Raw genomic sequence first — 15,670 nt, 5'->3', positions numbered from 1 at the left:
GCCTACTGAGGCAACGCGCGTTCCATGACGAAGTCGTGTTCCACGGTGGTCCCCAGCCGGAACGACTTGCTGCCCACTTTGCGGAAGCCCGACTTTTCGTAGAAGCGGACGGCCCGGGCGTTCTGGCTGTTGACGCCCAGCCAGACGCCGGCAGCGCCGGACACCGTGGCTGCCGTGAGGCTGGCGTGCATCAGTTCCGCCGCGGCGCCCAGCCCGTGGTGCTCAGGGTGGACGTAGCATTTGCTGAGCTCCATGGATGGGAGGAGCGTCAGGGCGGAAGCTACGTCCGGGTCCGCCGCCGGCCGGTTGACGAGCAGGCTGTAGCCGCGCAGGCTGCCGCCGGCGTCGATCACCAAAACGGTGATATCCGGGTCCGCAAGGTAACTGCGGAAGTGATCCTCACTCAGGGTGTTGGCCAGGTGCGCAGCGATATCCTCCGGTGACGACGACGGCGGGCACGCCAGCGGGAAGGTGACCGCAGCGAGTTCGGCGAGCGCGCCGGCGTCGTCCGTTGTAGCTTTTCGGATGGTGTGGGTCATGCAGGAAACTCTAGCCGCCGGCCAGGACTGTCACGTTTCACCAACCACGGCGTCAGCCTGGTAAGTCAGCCCTATCTGGCGCCGGATCTCGTCCATCGCCGCCATCACCGCCACGCTCTGCCCGGGCGGCAGAATGGTTCCGGCGGTGGAACCGGAGACGACCAGGCGTTCGAGTTCCGCTGCCTGGTATTGCATGCCCCGGCCGCTCACAGGCAGGTCGAACCGCTCGAGGACGTTGCCCTGCGCATCAAAAACGGTAAAGGGCGTGGGGTTGTACCAGGTGGCTTCGATGTCGATCCACCCGTCCGTCCCGATCACCACTGCACGGTTGGGGCCGGCCGCATCAAGTTCACAGTCGATGATGGCCTGCTGCCCTGGCGCATAGTCGAAGATCGCAGCGGTTTGGCGGTCTACGCCCGTTGCTGTCATGGAGGCACTGGCCCGGATGGTGTCCGGAGTTCCCAGGATGTCGATGGCCAGGGAGACAGGATAGACGCCGAGGTCAAGCAACGCACCGCCGCCCAGGGCAGGATCGTTGAGCCGGTGCGCGGGATCCTTGGGGAGATTTTGGTTGTGGCTGGCGATGATCTTCCGGACCTCGCCGATGGTCCCGTCAGCGATGACTTCACGCAGGCGGATCATGTGCGGGAGGAACCGGCTCCACATGGCTTCCAGTGCCACCAGTCCCCTGGAAGCGGCCAGGTCAAAGACTTCCTGCGCTTCGCGGGCATTCATGGTGAATGCCTTCTCCACCAGCACGTGCTTCCCGGCATTGAGGGCGAGCAGGGCGTTCGCATGGTGGAACGGGTGCGGGGTGGCGATGTAAACGACATCCACGGCGGGGTCTGCAACGAGTGACTCGTAGCTGCCGTGCGCGGCTGCCACGCCGTGCTGTCCGGCGAACGCCCCGGCCGATTCCAGTGAACGCGAGCCGACCGCCTGCACGGTGAACCCGTGCGCTTGCAGGTCCTGCGTTTGCAGCCCGGCGATGAATCCGGTGCCGAGGATTCCCCAGCGGATTTTTCCGTTTGACGTGCCGTTGCCGCCTGAGGTGCCGGTGCCGGGAATCATGTGCTTAGTCCTTTGATGGGTCGGTGAGCGGGTACGCCACAAACGCAAAGCGCGCGGAATCCGGGGACCAGCTGTTGACGTTGAGGGTACCTTGGCCGCCGGGGAGTGGCCACGTGTGAAGCGGTTGTGCCCAGTCGTCAGTGGAAACAAGGACGACGGCGACCGGCAGGTCTGCGGGGTGTCCTTCCGTTCCGCCGGGGAACCGGAGGTAGCAGGCGTGGCGGCCGTCGGGGGAGATGTGCGGGAACCAGTCGACGGTCCCGGATTCGAGGAGCCGTTCGAACCCGGTTCCGTCCACCTGCACGCGGGCGAGTTGGGCGTGGCCCGGGGCCGTGGTGAAGGACTCCGTATTCAGGTAGAGCCATTTGCCGTCCGGCGAATATTCCGGCCCGTCGCAGTGCCCGGCGCCGACGTCGATCCTGGCGGGAGCCCCGCCGCCGGAATTGGTGGTCATCAGCCGTCCTGGCTGCGTGAAGTCGCCTCCGGCTATATCCACGTACGCCACTTCCTGGCCGTCCGGGCTGACGCCGTGCAGGAAATGGTGGGACCCGTCGTCGGCCGTGATTCTCTCCGCTTGACCGCCGCCGAGCGGCGCACGGTAGATGTGGCCGTCGTTGGCCGACAGGAAAATGTGCCTGCCATCGGGTGCCAGGACGTGGTCGTTGTTGAGGCCGGGGATACCGTCCACGGGCACGCGTTCCAGTGAGCCGGCAGCGAGATCGACGCGCCACAGTTTGCCGTCTCCGTTGAGGATCAGCGCACCGCCGTCGGAGGTCCAGTTCGGCGCCTCCAGCAGCACGTCATCCGTGGAAAGGACCACTTCGGCCGCACCGTTGACAGTGGCAACCCATACGTCGCAGCGCTGGCCGGGCCGGAGGGTACGCATCACGTCGGTTGGTCCTAGTCTTTGCTGCTGAAGGCGGCGTCGAAGGAGGTATTCGACGGCGGGAAATCGAATTTCTTCAGCGCGGCGAGGGCTTCGGGGGCGCCGTGGAGACGGTCCATGCCGGCGTCTTCCCATTCGACGGAAATGGGGCCGTTGTAGCCGATCGCAGCCAGCGCCCGGAAGGAGGATTCCCACGGCACGTCGCCGCGGCCTGCCGAAACGAAGTCCCAGCCGCGGCGCGGATCGCCCCAGGGCAGGTGCGAGCCCATCACGGTGTTCCGGCCGGTCTGCCGGAGCTTGGTGTCCTTGCAGTCCACGTGGTAGATCCGGTCCTTGAAGTCCCAGATGAAGGAGACGGGATCGATGCCCTGCCACATCATGTGGGAGGGGTCCCAGTTCAGGCCGAAGGCTTCGCGGTGGCCGATCGCTTCGAGGGTGCGGACGGTGGTCCAGTAGTCGTAGGCGATTTCGGACGGGTGGACTTCGTGGGCGAAGCGGACGCCGCATTCGTCGAAGACGTCCAGGATGGGGTTCCAGCGGTCCGCGAAGTCCTGGTAGCCGGCCTCGATGACCTTCTCCGGGACGGGCGGGAACATGGCAACGTACTGCCAGATCGAGGATCCGGTGAACCCGACGACGGTGTCCACACCGAGTGCCTTGGCGAGCCGCGCGGTGTGTTTCATTTCCTCGGCCGCGCGCTGCCGGACGCCTTCGGGTTCGCCGTCGCCCCAGACCTTCGACCCGACGATGGCTTCGTGGCGGAAGTCGATGGGGTCATCGCAGACCGCCTGGCCCTTGAGGTGGTTGGAGATGGCCCAGACCTTCAGGTTGTACTTCTGAAGGACGGCGAGTTTGGATTCGACGTAGCCGGGTTCGTCCCAGCGCCAGGCGTCCAGGTGGTCCCCGGAGACGGCGATTTCGAGGCCGTCGTAGCCCCAGCCGGAGGCAAGCTTGGCGACTTCCTCGAACGGGAGGTCGGCCCACTGGCCGGTGAACAGGGTGTACGGGCGGGGCATGTCAGGCTCCTTCAATGGCGGGGACGGGTGCGGTGGTGAGCTGGATGATGGCGGATTTGGCGTTGGCGGATTCTTCGATCGCGGCCAGTACCCGCTGTACGGCCAGGCCCTCTTCGAACGACGGCGACGGCGGGGTACCGCCGTCGATTGCGGCCAGGAAGTCCCGGATTTCGTGGGTGAAGGTGTGTTCCCAGCCGATCACGTGGCCCTGGGGCCACCAGGCGTCCATGTAGGGATGCTCCGGCTCGTTCACCAGGATCCGCCGGAAACCCTGTTCCCGGACGGGCAGAGTGGCGTCCAAAAAGCCGAGTTCGTTGATGGCTTCAAGGTCGAACAGGAGGGAGCCCCTGTCTCCGTAGATCTCGAGTTTCAGGCTGTTCTTCTGGCCGGTGGCCACGCGCGAAACCTCGACGGAGGCGATGGTCCCGGAGTCCAGGGTCAGCGTGGCCCAGGCGGCGTCGTCCACCGTTACCTCTTCGGGGCCGTCCGGCCCGGGACGGCTGGCCACGAAGGTGTGCAGCCGGCCCGAGACTTCGGTGACGGAACCGCCCAGCAGGAACATGACCTGGTCGATCGCGTGGGAGGCGATGTCGCCCAGGGCGCCGGACCCGGCGGTTTCCTTGTTGAGCCGCCACGTCATGGGGGAGTCGGCGTCCACCAGCCAGTCCTGCAGGTACGCGGCCCGGACGTGCCGGACCGTTCCCAGCCGGCCTTCGGCGATGAGGTCCCGGGCCAGGGCCAGGGCCGGCACCCGCCGGTAGTTGAAGCCGATCATGGATTGGACGCCGCGTTCCCGGGCTGCCCGGGCGGCGTCAGCCATCGCCTCGGCCTCGGCCAAGGTGTTCGCAAGCGGCTTTTCCACGAGGACGTGCTTGCCGGCCTCGAGAGCGGCGATGGCGATTTCGGCGTGCATCCAGCCCGGGGCACAGATGTCCACGATCTGAATGTCGTCCCGCTCCAGGACCGAGCGCCAGTCCGTCGCGGATTCCGTCCAGCCGTACTTCGCTGCTGCTTCGGCCACCGCTGTGGCGTCCCGGCCCACGAGCACTTTCTGCTCGAAGGCCGGGACGTCGAAGAAGGACGCAACGTTCCGCCACGCGTTCGAATGGGCCTTGCCCATGAACGCATAGCCGATCATTGCCACGCCGAGGGGCGGGCCGTCCCGGTTGGTGCCTTTCTTGCTGTCAGGGGAGTTCATGGTGTGAGTCCTAGAGAGTGGCCGCTGTGGGGTCCCAGTCCTCGGGGAGGGCCGGGGACGCTGGGGCGGAGCTTTCGACGTCGACAAAGGTGCCCGATTCAACGGACTCGGATATCGACACCATGGTGTCCAGCACGTGATAGGCAAGGTTGCCCGTGGCGCGGTGTGGAACTCCTGCCCGGATGGCCCGCGCCATGTCCAACACGCCCATGCCGCGGCCGTTCGTGGGGCCGGTGGCGGGTATGACCGTCCACTCTTCGTCCCCCGCACGCCAGAGCCGCACGTCGCCGTCGAAATAGTTCGGATCCGGGAGTGAAATGGTGGCTTCGGTGCCGGTGATTTCCACGAAGCCCATCCGCTGCCGCGGGGACTCGAAGCTGAAGACGCTGTGCGAGGACGCGCCGTTCTCGAACTGGGCCATCGCGGACACATGGGTGGGCACATCGACCGTAAACTCCTCGCCCAGCTTGGGGCCGGAACCGATGACCCGGACTTCCTTGGCCTTGGAGCCCACTGCTGCCACGCGGCGCACGGAGCCGAACGTCTGGACCAGCGCTGTGAGGTAGTAGGGACCCATGTCGAACAAGGGGCCGGCGCCGTACTGGAAGAGGAAGGCCGGGTTGGGGTGCCACGACTCCGGCCCCGGCGTCTGGAACGTCGTCATCGCGGTCAGGGGGGTGCCGATGTCGCCGCGTTCGATCAGCCGGCGGGCGGTCTGCAGTCCCGCGCCGAGGAAGGTGTCCGGGGCGGTACCGAGCCGGATGCCTGCGGCGTCGGCGGCCTTGAGCAGCCCCAGCCCGGATTCGCGGTCCAGGGAGAACGGCTTCTCCGTCCAGACGTGCTTCCCGGCGTTGACGGCGGCCGTGGCCACCTCCACGTGGGCGGCGGGGATGGTGAGGTTGACGATGATTTCGACGTCGGGGTGGTTCAGCGCAAGCTCCGGCGGCCCCCACTCCGGGATGCCGTATTCCTTGGCGCGGGCCGCTGCGGCGTCTTCGAAGAGGTCGGCGATGACGTGGACTTTCAGGTCGGGGAAGACCGTGAGGTTGTCCAGGTACTGCTTGCTGATGTTCCCGGCGCCGATGACGCCGACGCCTACCGGGCCTTTGCCGGCTGCTGCCTCGCGGCTCATGCGTTTGCCCCTTCGGCCGTGTTTGCGGTCAGGTAGGCGAGGCTCTCGGCGATGCCTTCGAAGATGTCACCCGCGTAGTCGTCAAACTCCACGACGCCTACTTCGAGGGATTTGGCAGCAGCGATGACGTCCAGAACCGCTACCTTTCCCTTGCCTGCGGGCAGCTGCGCCTTGGTGTCCGTGTTCAGCGGGCCGTCCTTGATGTGGATGAACTTCACTTTGTCGCCTAGCCGGTCCAGCACCCCGACAGGGTCCTGGCCCCCCACGGCAACCCAGTAGGTGTCCACTTCAAGGACCACTTCGGGGTCCAGTAAATCGGCGAAGTACTCCAGTGCCGTGCGGCCCTCGATGAGGGACTCCAGTTCCCAGGCATGGTTGTGGTAGCCGACGCGGATGCCATGCTCGGCACCCTTCCTGGCTGCTTCGTTGAGCTTCGCCGCGGTGGCTTGGATGTCCTCGGCCTTCTGCCAGTGCTCGGCCGGCAGATACGGATCGATGACGGTGCTGATGCCCAGCCCTTTGGCCGCAGCGAAGATCTGGTCCTGGTCCTGGCTGAGCAGGGGTGCGTGGCCGGAGGGTGCTGTCAGGCCGTTTTCCTTCAGGGCCGCACCGAGTTCTGCTGCCGTGGCCACGAAGTTGTAGGGCTCGACCTGTGAGAAGCCGACCTCCGCGACCTTCCGGATGGTGCCGGTCAGGTCTTCCTGGATTGCGTGACGGAGGGTGTACAGCTGGAGGGAATATGACATTTTGTAATCCTTTGCGGGAGTGTTCAGAAAGGGGCGGGGGTGGCTAACGGCCGGCGAGGGATCCGCCGATGCCGCCGACGCTGAAGTATTTGTTCAGCGTGGCGAAGACGATGATGGGTGGGAGCATCATGACCACGGCGAGGGCCATGACGGAGGTCCAGTCGGTGGCGTTCTGCTGGAAGAAGGACTGCACGCCCATGGGCAGGGTGAAGATTTCATTCGAGCGCAGGAACACGATGGCCACCAGGTAGTCGTTCCACGCCAGCAGGAAGGCGAAAATGGCCGTGGAGAGGATGCCCGGAAGCGAGTTGCGCAGGACCACCTTCGTGAAGGAACCGAACACGGAACAGCCGTCAATCCAGGAAGCCTCTTCGAGGCTGATGGGGATTGAGTCGAAGTAGGCCGCCATCATCCAGGTGGCCACGGTCATTGTGGACCCCACATAGATGATGGTAATCCCGAGCAGGTTGTCCACCAGCCCCATACCGGCGAAGAGGATAAAGAGCGGCACTACCGAGGTGATGATCGGCAGGGACTGCATCACAAAAAGCAGCAGGGAGTAGCCCGACACCGCCTTGCTGCGGCCTCGGGAGAGTACGTAGCCGGCCGGGGCTGCCACCGCTACCGAGACCACCACGGTGGAAAGGGTGGTCACGAGGCTGTTCTGCAGCCAGGTGGCGGCGAGCGTGCCCGAGAAGACGTTGGCGAGGTTCTCGAATGTCAGGCCGGTTGCGGTGCTGTTGGGCCCCGGGGTGAACGCGAGTACCACGGTGACCATGATGGGAACCAGCACGATCGCGGTGATGACAAGGATGGCGGTGAAGCGCCACCAGCGGCCGCGATCGCCGGCTTCGGAGAGTGTACGGCGTTCCTTGCCGCCGTCAGCGACCCCCAGGACCGGGCCCGGTTGGGGATGGGCGTGGACTGCTGCGCTCATTATTCGACACTCGACTTTCGGATCTGGCGGTACAGGATGACGGAGATGACCACCAGGGTCATGGTCATGAGGAACGCGATGGCGACGCCGGGGCCGGTGGCGAAGTCCTGGAAGACCGTGCGGTAGGCCAGGACCACCAAGGAGGTGGTGGCACTGACCGGGCCGCCGCCGGTGAGCAGGTAGATGGTGGGGAAGTCGTTGACGCAGAAGATGGTCATCAGGATCCAGGAGATATACGTGGACCGGGCAATCAGGGGAAGCGTGATCTGGCTGAACTGCTGCCAGCGGGTGGCGCCGTCCATGCTCGCTGCTTCGTAGACGGTGGTGTCCACGGACGCGAGGGCTGCCGAGATCATCATCATCATGAACGGGAAGCTGACCCAGACTTTGAATACCATGACCGTGACGGCCGCGAGGTTGGGATCTGCCAGGAAGAGGGGAGTGCCCAGCCCCAGGTTGCGGAAAAGGGACGGAATCAGGCTGTCGGGAGTGGCCACGAGCCAGTTCCATGCGGTGGAGGACACCACGATGGGCACCACCCAGGGCAGCAGGAGGAGGACCTTGAAGGTGCCTCCGGCGGGGATCCTGGTGCGCAGCAACAGAGCCAGTCCGAGGCCCACAAGCCACGATCCGAAGACACCCACGATGGTGAACATCAGGGTGAACTGGGCCGCCTTCCAGAACGCGGGTGCGGTCAGGACGCTGGCGAAGTTCTCGCCGCCGATGAAATTTCCTGTTTGAAGCAGGTTTCCGTCGTGCGTGGCCTGGACAGCCGCGTAGATGAGGGGATAGCCGTGGATCAGGACGAGCAGGACCACGGACGGGAGCAGGAGCCAGAAGAACGTCCTGGTGGTTTGCGCGGACAGCTTGCTCTTGCGGTTGCCGCTCCCGCCCCCGCCTGGCGCGATTCCCTGCCGGGCCCGGCTAAGTCCGGACTGCGCTGTAGTCGTTGTCATGGCGTGGCCGCGTTACTTTTTCAGGACCGATTCGAGGGCGGACTGGAAGGTCTGCAGCGCCGTCTTGGCATCAGACTTGCCAGTAATGATTGTCTGGCTGAACTGGTTCAGGGCCTGGCCGCCGTCGAGGGCTGCAAGGTTGGCGTTCAGCGTGTTGCCCTGGGACGCGAAGGTCTTGGCGATGGGCTGCCAGTCCTTGACGATTTTGACGTTGTTGGGGTCGGACGCAAACTCGGGGATCTCAGTGATGGACTTGAACACCGGCAGGGCGGACATCAGCTTCTGGCGCCACAGTTCCTTGAGCTGGCCCAGGTAGTAAACCAGGAACTCCTCGGACGACTCCTGGGACGGGGTGTTGTTGTACATCATGATGTTGTTGGGGAAAACGATGGTTGCCTTGTCCCCGTGCGGGCCCGTGATGGGGTCCGCGACGAGCAGGTCACCGGAGGTGTCGCCAACGCGCTGAGGGACGTTGACCTGGAACAGGCCGTATCCTGCCTTGCCGTCCTTCCACTGGGCGGACATGTTGTCCGTGGTGTAGCTGACGGCCGCGGGATCGACGATTCCGTTGGACACCAGCTCCAGGACGAATTCCATGGCTTCGACGTTGCGGTCGTTCATCAGGTCAAGCTGGCCGTCCTTGGTGAAGACGCCGCCGCCGTTGTTGACCATCATCATGATCATGGAGTGGTTGGCGTAGTTGTTGCCTGACCCGGCACCGGTGGTGAAGCCGAAGGCGCCGACCTTCTTGAGTGCCTTGCCGGCTTCGAGGAGGGACGGCCAGTCGGTCGGAAGCGCCACGTTGGCCTTCTCGAACAGCGACTTGCGGTACCAGAACACGCGCATGTCCAGCTGCCACGGAACGGCTACGTAGCCCTTGTCAGTCTTGAACGGGTCCAGCACGCCCGGCAGGAAATCGTCGAACTGGCCATTGCTCTGGAGCTTATCGATGACCTTGTCGGCGTACGCGATCTGGCCCTGCTGTTCGAACTGGAAGGCCTGGAAGCCGCCGCCGGTGGACACCGCAGGACCGGTCTTGGACGCGATCGCCGAGGAAAACGTCTGGTAGAAATTGTTCCACTGAATGATCTGGTAACTCGCCTTGCTGTTGGCCCCGGAGAAGCCCTCGGCAAGCTTCTTTGCGGCGTCGTTATACGCCGGGGTGGCCCACGGCATGTCCCAGAACTTGATGGTCCCGCCCGCACCGCCGCCGCTGCCCTGTGACGCGGAGCCTCCGCCGCAGGCGGCCAGGAGGGGAACCGAGGCCGCTGCTGCGGTGAGGCCCAGGAATCCCCTCCGGGAGAGGGGGGACGATGCAATGGAGGATTTGGTAGACACGATGGTTTCCTTTCAGGGCCCGGAGCGGAATGAATGCCCGGGCCCCTCTCGACAATGAGCGGATACTGGCTTGCGGTACTGGAACTGCTGGCGGTGCGGTCTAGCGGTTAAGTTGGCTGAGAAGTGACAAGACGGTGGTGAACCGGGCCAGGTCGTCGGCCGCTGTCCGGGCAGCTATATGCGCGTGGGCCCTTGACCAGGTGGTTCGGTGGGACGATTCGTACAGTGTGGGAAGCATCGTCGCCCCTTCCGTGGTGACGGCGTGGACTTCGGCCGGCCACGCTGCTGCGGGATCCGGCAGCACGACGTCGGCACGGCCGGCTGATGTCAGGATCGTGAGGCTGGCGGTGGCGGGGAGGGCGGACGTGAGGATGGCCTGCAGGGCCACGGGGACGCCCCCCGCTATCACACCCGCCACTGTGTAGCCGTTCCCGTTGCACTGGACCATCCGCACGTTGCGGACCTCTATCTCGCATTGCACCAGGACGGCGAACTGATCCGCGAGGAGGTGCAGCGGATCAGTGCCCGGAGCGGCTATGGCCACCGAGTCGAGCAGGACGGCGTCACCGAGGGCGGCGCCAATGACGCCGTGCACTTTGTCATTGGCGGAGTCCAGTGCCACGTTCCCGGCCCACCGGCGGTCAAGCACCACAACTGCTTCTGCAGCCCCCGCGGCCGCGCTGAGCCCGGCGGCATCCTCAGCCAGCGGGCTGGACACCACCACGCCTTTGGCTCCGTTGAGGATCGCGTCGACGGCCCGGGTTGTCCAGCCGGCATGGCCGGAAACCGCGACGACGTCGGGTGCCTCCGCTGCCGGACCAAAGGAGACGGGAAGGGAAGCAATAACGGCGGACACCGCACCAGCCGTGTCGGCCTGGGGATCCGCGGCCACGGACAATTGCGTGTTCATGCGCTGATCTCCTGCTCTTCGTTGACCGGGCCCGAATCGTTCCGGCCTGTTTCGATGCTCCCTTTTTCGATGCGGCCTGCGGCCGCTTGGGCGATGGCCAGCGCGAACTCGAGGTCGTGGAGCAATGTCTCGGCGGACGGCGGCGTGCCCCTTCCGGAGGCCAGTTCGGCAAGTTTGCGCCACTCACCCTCGTAGCCGTTGTGGCCGAAGGGACCCAGGACGGTAGTCTTCCCCGCTGTCCTGATCCGGGCTGTTGCGGAGCCGGCGTGGACGTAGGACGGCGTGAAGTCGATTTTCAAGGCGGCGTCGTCGCCGATTGCCTCAAACTCCCAGGACGGTTCCCAGGTACCGTTCATCGCCGCGCGAAGTTCGATGGCGACGTTCCCGGCCCGCAGGGAGATCACATAGCCGAACGGAGCGACGATTTCGGCATGCAGGACCTCCACCGCCGCAAAGTCAGGAGTAAAACGGCGGACCAGGGGCAGGTCGTGGATGGCCAGCCCCATCACGCCGCCGGTCATCATTGCCTTCATGACCTCCGGGTCCGTGATGTCGCGGGCCTGCATTGGAACGCGGCCCACGATCTCGGTGGCGAAGTCTTCGAAGCGGGGGTTGGGCGGAAGCACGATGGACGACCGGACGGTGTGTACCTGCCCGGGCAGGTCGCCCCATGCTTCTTCTGCCCCGAGCCAGCCTGGATCGAAGGTGTGCATGGCGCCAACGATGATGGGAACACCGGTTTCGGCCGAAACCGCTGAGATGCCGGCGGCTTCCTCCCCGCTCATGGCGAAGGGCTTCTCACACAACACGGCTTTCTTCCCGGCCCGGCAACTGGCGATGACCTGTGCTGCGTGGAACTGGTGCGGGCTGCAGATGGCCACGACGTCCACTGCCGGGTCGGCAAGGAGTTCCTCCATGCTCGTGCTGAAATTCGCTCCCACCCGACTGGCCACTGCTTCTGCCACCAGAGGGTCGACGTCCATGATGTGGCGGACTTCCAGCAGGTGGCCCAAGCGTGCGAGGGAGGGCAGGTGGATAGCCTGGGTGACAGGTCCCGCGCCGAGAATTCCGACGCCGACCAGAGCCGGTGATCCATCTGCTTGGCTCGACAAGTTGCCTACCTCTTTGTAATAGCTGGAACGTGGTCCGCCGGTGCCTGGTTCAGTGACACCGCTCACAAACAAGGTAGAAGGACTTTTGACGGGCGTCAAGCAAAAGTTGAAAACCAGTCGACATTCTTTCGGCGGCGTGACACGCAGAAGACCTTCGTGCTATCACTGACTCATGAGTCCAATGTCCGGGAAAGAGACTGGCGTCGCCGCCGGCTCCGACGCCGCGTCCGACGGTGCCGGGAATCTTTCGCGTGCCGGCGACCTTTTCCAACTGCTCCGGGACGGCAAGGCCCGCACCCGCGCGGAACTGGCACTGACCACCGGGCTGGCGCGGTCCACTGTGGCTTCCCGCATTGACGCGCTGATCTCCTCCGGCCTCGTGAGCCCCGCAGGCGAGGCGAGCTCCAGCGGCGGCAGGCCGCCGTCGCGCTTTGCCTTCAACCCGGCCGCCCGCTCAGTTTTGGCGGTCGACGTCGGTGCGACGCACGTGATCGTTGCTGTCACCGACTTGGGCGGGAACGTCCTTTCCGAACGGCGGCTGGCGCAGGACGTGGCGGCCGGTCCGGAAACGGTGCTGGACACCGTTGCTGCCGAAGGACTGGCGGTCCTGGCCGAGGCAGGACGGAGCCTCAGGGACCTGGCCGGAGTGGGAATCGGGTTGCCGGGCCCTGTTGAGCACGCCACCGGGCGCCCCGTGAAGCCGCCCATCATGCCCGGGTGGGATGGGTTCGACGTCGTCCGCTACGTCCAGCGGTCCCTGCCCGTCCCGGTGCTCGTGGACAACGACGTGAACATCATGGCGCTCGGTGAGCGCACCGCGCACTGGCCCGATCACGAGAATTTCCTCTTTATCAAGGTTGCCACCGGCATCGGCGCCGGGATCATCAGCAACGGTGAGCTGCAGCGCGGCGCCAACGGCACCGCCGGCGACCTGGGCCACGTCCGTGTGCCCCGGGGCGACGACGTGCTGTGCCGGTGCGGGAACTACGGATGCCTGGAGGCGCTGGCATCCGGGCCGGCCGTGGCCGCGGAACTGGAACGCCACGGCGTACCGGCCCGCAAGGGCAGCGATGTCCTGAGGCTGGTCAGCGACGGCAATCTGCAGGCCATCCAAGCTCTGCGACAGGCCGGACGCGACGTAGGAGACGTCCTGGCCATGGCGGTGAACCTGCTCAATCCCTCAGTCATTGTCATCGGCGGCAGCCTGGGGCAGGCCGGGGAGCATCTGATGGCCGGCGTCCGCGAAGTGGTCTACCGGCGCTCGCTGCCTCTGGCAACCACCCACCTGCGCATTGCGCTGTCCGTGGCCGGGGACCAGGCAGCAATCTTCGGGGCGAGCCAGATGGTGACGCACTACGTGTTGTCCCCTGCGGCAATCGAGTCCACCATCCAGGCGGCCGGCTGAGCGGATTCAGCCGGGGCTCACGGTGCCGTGATCACCCGCACCGGTGAACCGTCAAGCCAGGCTTTGACGTCCTCAAAGGCGCCCCCGTAGAACTGCCGGTAACTTTCCTGCGTGACGTATCCGAGGTGCGGGGAGAGCACCGTGTTGGGGGTGCTGAGGAGTGGATGGGCCGGCTGGATGGGCTCAACGTCAAACACGTCCAGTGCTGCTCCGCGGATCCAGCCCTCGTTCAGGGCACGAACCAGGGCGTCCTGCTCGACCAGGGGACCGCGGGAGGTGTTCACCAGCAGCCCTTCGGGGCCAAGGAGCCGCAGTTCCCGCTCACCCACGGTCCCCTCGGAACGGGGAGAGAGCCGCAGATGGAGGGTGGCGACGTCGGAATTCCTGAAAAGGTCCTCCTTACTGACCTTCCGGGCTCCGACGTCGGCGGCAGTCTCCTCGGTCAAATTCTCGCTCCACGCAAGCACTTCCATGCCGAATGCCTGCCCGAAGGCAGCGATCCGGCGCCCGATGTTGCCCAAGCCCACCACGCCCAGGGTCTTGCCCGACAGTTCCATCCCGACGGACGTTTGCCATGTCCCGGCCCGCAGCGAGTGCTCCTCGGCCGGGAGGTTCCGGGCCAGTGCCAGCAGCAGCGCCCACGTCAGTTCGGGGGCGGCGGTGGGGGAGCCGGGCGTACCGCAGACGGTGATGCCGAGTTCGTCTGCCGCGGCAACGTCGATGGCCGCGTTGGCCATGCCGGTGGTCACCAGGAGTTTGAGGCCGGGAAGCCGCTCCAGCACCGAACGCGGGAAGGGGGTGCGTTCCCGCATGGCCACAACGATCTGGAAGCCGGCCAGCGCCGCCGCTAGGGCGTCCTCCGACTGGAACGGCTCCCGGAAGACGGACGTGGAGACGCCGGACTGTTGCAGGGAGGACCAGTCGGCGAAGCCGTGCGCCACGTCCTGGTAGTCGTCAAGGATGGCAAGCCGTTGCTGCATGTCTGTTCCTTCGTCCGGAGAAGCGGGCTGCGCGAGTTTTGTCCAGATAATGCCAGGTCCCGTCATTCTAGGGCGCATTATCTCGACAAAAACTCCCGGCTGGTGAGTCGTGATAGCAATGGGGGTGATGAAATCATTTTTATACCCTGAGGTCGCCTCGTGAGCGGACACTTCCTGGCCAAGGTTCCCAAGGGATGGATCCTGCTCGCCTGCATCGGCCTCCTGGCACTGAACCTGCGCGGACCTTTTGTGGCCGTCCCGCCGGTGGTGGACGTGATCCAGGCCGAACTCGGGTTCTCACCCGTCGTCCTGGGACTGCTGACCAGCATCCCGGTGCTGTGCTTCGCCGTGGCAGCTTCGCTGGCTTCCCTGACGGCCCGGAAATTCGGGGCGGAATTCGCAGTATCCCTCACCATCCTTGGCGTGCTGGCGGGCGTGATTGTCCGTTCAGCCGGCGGCGCGGCGCTGGTGATCACTGGAACTGTCATCATCGGCCTGGCCATCACTGTCGGTAACATCGCCGTGCCGCTGATCGTCCGCCGGGACTTCTCGCCAAGGCGGCAGGGCACAGCCATGGGCGTCTACACCGCCGCCTTGAACATCGGTTCGTTCCTGACATCGATGGTGACGGCGCCACTTGCCGAGCTGGCTGGCTGGCGGGTAGCCCTCGCGGCCGTTGGCATCCTGGCCGTGGTGGCGATTGTTTTCTGGACCCTGGCGGTGGGGCCCCGTGCGGCGTTTTTCCCCTCAGATGCAACGGTCAACGGCGGGGAAGTGCATCCGGCGGTCAAAGGGTCCGGCTGGATCACCGCCGGCCTGACCGCAGGGTTCACGGGGCAGGCGTTCTCCTACTACGCGGTGACAGCCTGGCTGCCGAGCTACCTCAACGATGAGCTGGACATGTCCGCCTCTGCCGCAGGAGCGGGATCCTCGCTGTTCCAGATCTTCGCCATCGTTGGCGGCCTGGGCGTTCCCTTCGCCGCCAAATACTTCAGTACGACGACGGTGGCGGTCACCTTGGGCCTCATGTGGACGGCGGTGCCCGCCGGGCTGATGCTGGCCCCGGACCTGTGGTGGCTGTGGTCCATTTCCGGTGGCGTTGCGCAGGGCGGCGGCATCACCCTTATCTTCATTGCGATCATCAAACTGGCCAAGGACCAGGCATCGGCCGGCCGCATGTCCGCCACGGTTCAGGGGCTTGGTTACTGCTTTGCTGCCGTGGCGCCGCCGCTTGTGGGATACGTCCACAACACAACGGGGTCGTGGACGCCGGCGCTGCTGCTGGTTCTGGGGTCCACGCTGATGTTCTTCGTTTGCACCACCGCCTCCGTGCGGCTGGTGCCGAAGGGGCGCTGACCGCCCCCGCCGCCGTCGTTCTTCCCCCCACCCTTCCCTTTCTTTCCCATCCCCCAAACGCTCTCTCACTTAATGCGGCTTAACGGCC

At 65.3% G+C, this 15,670-nt stretch carries 15 protein-coding genes; 2 read left to right on the top strand and 13 right to left on the bottom strand.

All coding sequences use genetic code 11. From position 1 onward, the window contains the following. Positions 1–2 precede the first annotated feature (2 nt). The 12 genes from IAQ70_RS11420 to IAQ70_RS11365 all read right to left on the bottom strand — a co-directional run bounded on the left by IAQ70_RS11420 (position 3) and on the right by IAQ70_RS11365 (position 11,841). Positions 3–539, bottom strand: a complete 537-nt coding sequence (locus tag IAQ70_RS11420) for a GNAT family N-acetyltransferase (RefSeq protein ID WP_190989449.1) — start codon at positions 537–539, stop codon at positions 3–5. 30 nt (positions 540–569) lie between these two features. Further along, positions 570–1,610, bottom strand: coding sequence for a Gfo/Idh/MocA family protein (locus IAQ70_RS11415; protein ID WP_190989448.1), 1,041 nt, complete (start codon positions 1,608–1,610; stop codon positions 570–572). Positions 1,611–1,614: 4 nt separating this feature from the next. Next, complete coding sequence (locus tag IAQ70_RS11410; RefSeq protein ID WP_190989447.1) at positions 1,615–2,499, bottom strand: TolB family protein; 885 nt, start codon at positions 2,497–2,499, stop codon at positions 1,615–1,617. Between the two features lie 11 nt (positions 2,500–2,510). Beyond that, positions 2,511–3,512, bottom strand: a complete 1,002-nt coding sequence (locus IAQ70_RS11405; protein ID WP_190989446.1) for a sugar phosphate isomerase/epimerase family protein — start codon at positions 3,510–3,512, stop codon at positions 2,511–2,513. A gap of 1 nt (position 3,513) precedes the next feature. Continuing rightward, complete coding sequence (locus IAQ70_RS11400; RefSeq protein WP_190989445.1) at positions 3,514–4,710, bottom strand: Gfo/Idh/MocA family protein; 1,197 nt, start codon at positions 4,708–4,710, stop codon at positions 3,514–3,516. 10 nt (positions 4,711–4,720) lie between these two features. Beyond that, positions 4,721–5,842 (bottom strand): Gfo/Idh/MocA family protein, encoded by a 1,122-nt coding sequence (locus tag IAQ70_RS11395; protein WP_190989444.1) that lies wholly within the window; start codon positions 5,840–5,842, stop codon positions 4,721–4,723. Then, positions 5,839–6,588, bottom strand: coding sequence for a sugar phosphate isomerase/epimerase family protein (locus IAQ70_RS11390; RefSeq protein ID WP_190989443.1), 750 nt, complete (start codon positions 6,586–6,588; stop codon positions 5,839–5,841). The genes IAQ70_RS11395 and IAQ70_RS11390 overlap by 4 nt, the downstream gene beginning before the upstream one ends. 43 nt (positions 6,589–6,631) lie before the next feature. Continuing rightward, entirely contained in the window at positions 6,632–7,525 is an 894-nt protein-coding gene (locus tag IAQ70_RS11385; protein WP_190989442.1) for a carbohydrate ABC transporter permease, read from the bottom strand. Next, a complete protein-coding gene (locus tag IAQ70_RS11380; protein WP_190989441.1) occupies positions 7,525–8,481 on the bottom strand; it encodes a carbohydrate ABC transporter permease in 957 nt (318 codons plus the stop codon). The genes IAQ70_RS11385 and IAQ70_RS11380 overlap by 1 nt, the downstream gene beginning before the upstream one ends. Positions 8,482–8,493: 12 nt before the next feature. Continuing rightward, positions 8,494–9,819 (bottom strand): ABC transporter substrate-binding protein, encoded by a 1,326-nt coding sequence (locus IAQ70_RS11375; protein ID WP_190989440.1) that lies wholly within the window; start codon positions 9,817–9,819, stop codon positions 8,494–8,496. A gap of 100 nt (positions 9,820–9,919) precedes the next feature. Further along, on the bottom strand, positions 9,920–10,729 hold the full coding sequence (locus tag IAQ70_RS11370; protein WP_190989439.1) for a hypothetical protein: 810 nt from the start codon (positions 10,727–10,729) through the stop codon (positions 9,920–9,922). Further along, entirely contained in the window at positions 10,726–11,841 is a 1,116-nt protein-coding gene (locus IAQ70_RS11365) for a Gfo/Idh/MocA family protein (RefSeq protein WP_190989438.1), read from the bottom strand. Before IAQ70_RS11365 ends, IAQ70_RS11370 begins: the two co-directional genes overlap by 4 nt. A 181-nt stretch (positions 11,842–12,022) precedes the next feature. On the opposite strand from IAQ70_RS11365, the gene IAQ70_RS11360 reads away from it, so the two are divergent. Then, positions 12,023–13,246: an ROK family transcriptional regulator gene (locus IAQ70_RS11360; RefSeq protein WP_223859963.1), complete on the top strand. Its 1,224-nt coding sequence runs from the start codon at positions 12,023–12,025 to the stop codon at positions 13,244–13,246. Positions 13,247–13,263: 17 nt separating this feature from the next. Here IAQ70_RS11360 and IAQ70_RS11355 read toward each other — a convergent pair whose 3' ends face one another. Beyond that, positions 13,264–14,226 (bottom strand): D-2-hydroxyacid dehydrogenase family protein, encoded by a 963-nt coding sequence (locus IAQ70_RS11355; RefSeq protein ID WP_190989436.1) that lies wholly within the window; start codon positions 14,224–14,226, stop codon positions 13,264–13,266. Between the two features lie 159 nt (positions 14,227–14,385). On the opposite strand from IAQ70_RS11355, the gene IAQ70_RS11350 reads away from it, so the two are divergent. Continuing rightward, positions 14,386–15,582 carry an MFS transporter gene (locus IAQ70_RS11350; RefSeq protein WP_190989435.1) on the top strand — a complete coding sequence of 399 codons (1,197 nt, stop codon included), beginning with the start codon at positions 14,386–14,388 and terminating at the stop codon, positions 15,580–15,582. Positions 15,583–15,670 lie beyond the last annotated feature (88 nt).

The sequence above is a fragment of the Pseudarthrobacter sulfonivorans genome (assembly GCF_014712225.1).
Taxonomy (GTDB): Bacteria; Actinomycetota; Actinomycetes; order Actinomycetales; family Micrococcaceae; genus Arthrobacter; species Arthrobacter sulfonivorans.
Note: the sequence above shows the minus strand (reverse complement) of the source record. Positions and strands in the feature narration are given on the sequence as shown.

Bases quoted from the DNA above. Each gene is read 5' to 3' on its own strand.
- IAQ70_RS11420 (WP_190989449.1), bottom strand. From the start codon at position 539: ATGACCCACACCATCCGAAAAGCTACAACGGACGACGCCGGCGCGCTC.
- IAQ70_RS11415 (WP_190989448.1), bottom strand. From the start codon at position 1,610: ATGATTCCCGGCACCGGCACCTCAGGCGGCAACGGCACGTCAAACGGA.
- IAQ70_RS11405 (WP_190989446.1), bottom strand. From the start codon at position 3,512: ATGCCCCGCCCGTACACCCTGTTCACCGGCCAGTGGGCCGACCTCCCG.
- IAQ70_RS11400 (WP_190989445.1), bottom strand. From the start codon at position 4,710: ATGAACTCCCCTGACAGCAAGAAAGGCACCAACCGGGACGGCCCGCCC.
- IAQ70_RS11395 (WP_190989444.1), bottom strand. From the start codon at position 5,842: ATGAGCCGCGAGGCAGCAGCCGGCAAAGGCCCGGTAGGCGTCGGCGTC.
- IAQ70_RS11390 (WP_190989443.1), bottom strand. From the start codon at position 6,588: ATGTCATATTCCCTCCAGCTGTACACCCTCCGTCACGCAATCCAGGAA.
- IAQ70_RS11385 (WP_190989442.1), bottom strand. From the start codon at position 7,525: ATGAGCGCAGCAGTCCACGCCCATCCCCAACCGGGCCCGGTCCTGGGG.
- IAQ70_RS11380 (WP_190989441.1), bottom strand. From the start codon at position 8,481: ATGACAACGACTACAGCGCAGTCCGGACTTAGCCGGGCCCGGCAGGGA.
- IAQ70_RS11370 (WP_190989439.1), bottom strand. From the start codon at position 10,729: ATGAACACGCAATTGTCCGTGGCCGCGGATCCCCAGGCCGACACGGCT.
- IAQ70_RS11360 (WP_223859963.1), top strand. From the start codon at position 12,023: ATGTCCGGGAAAGAGACTGGCGTCGCCGCCGGCTCCGACGCCGCGTCC.
- IAQ70_RS11355 (WP_190989436.1), bottom strand. From the start codon at position 14,226: ATGCAGCAACGGCTTGCCATCCTTGACGACTACCAGGACGTGGCGCAC.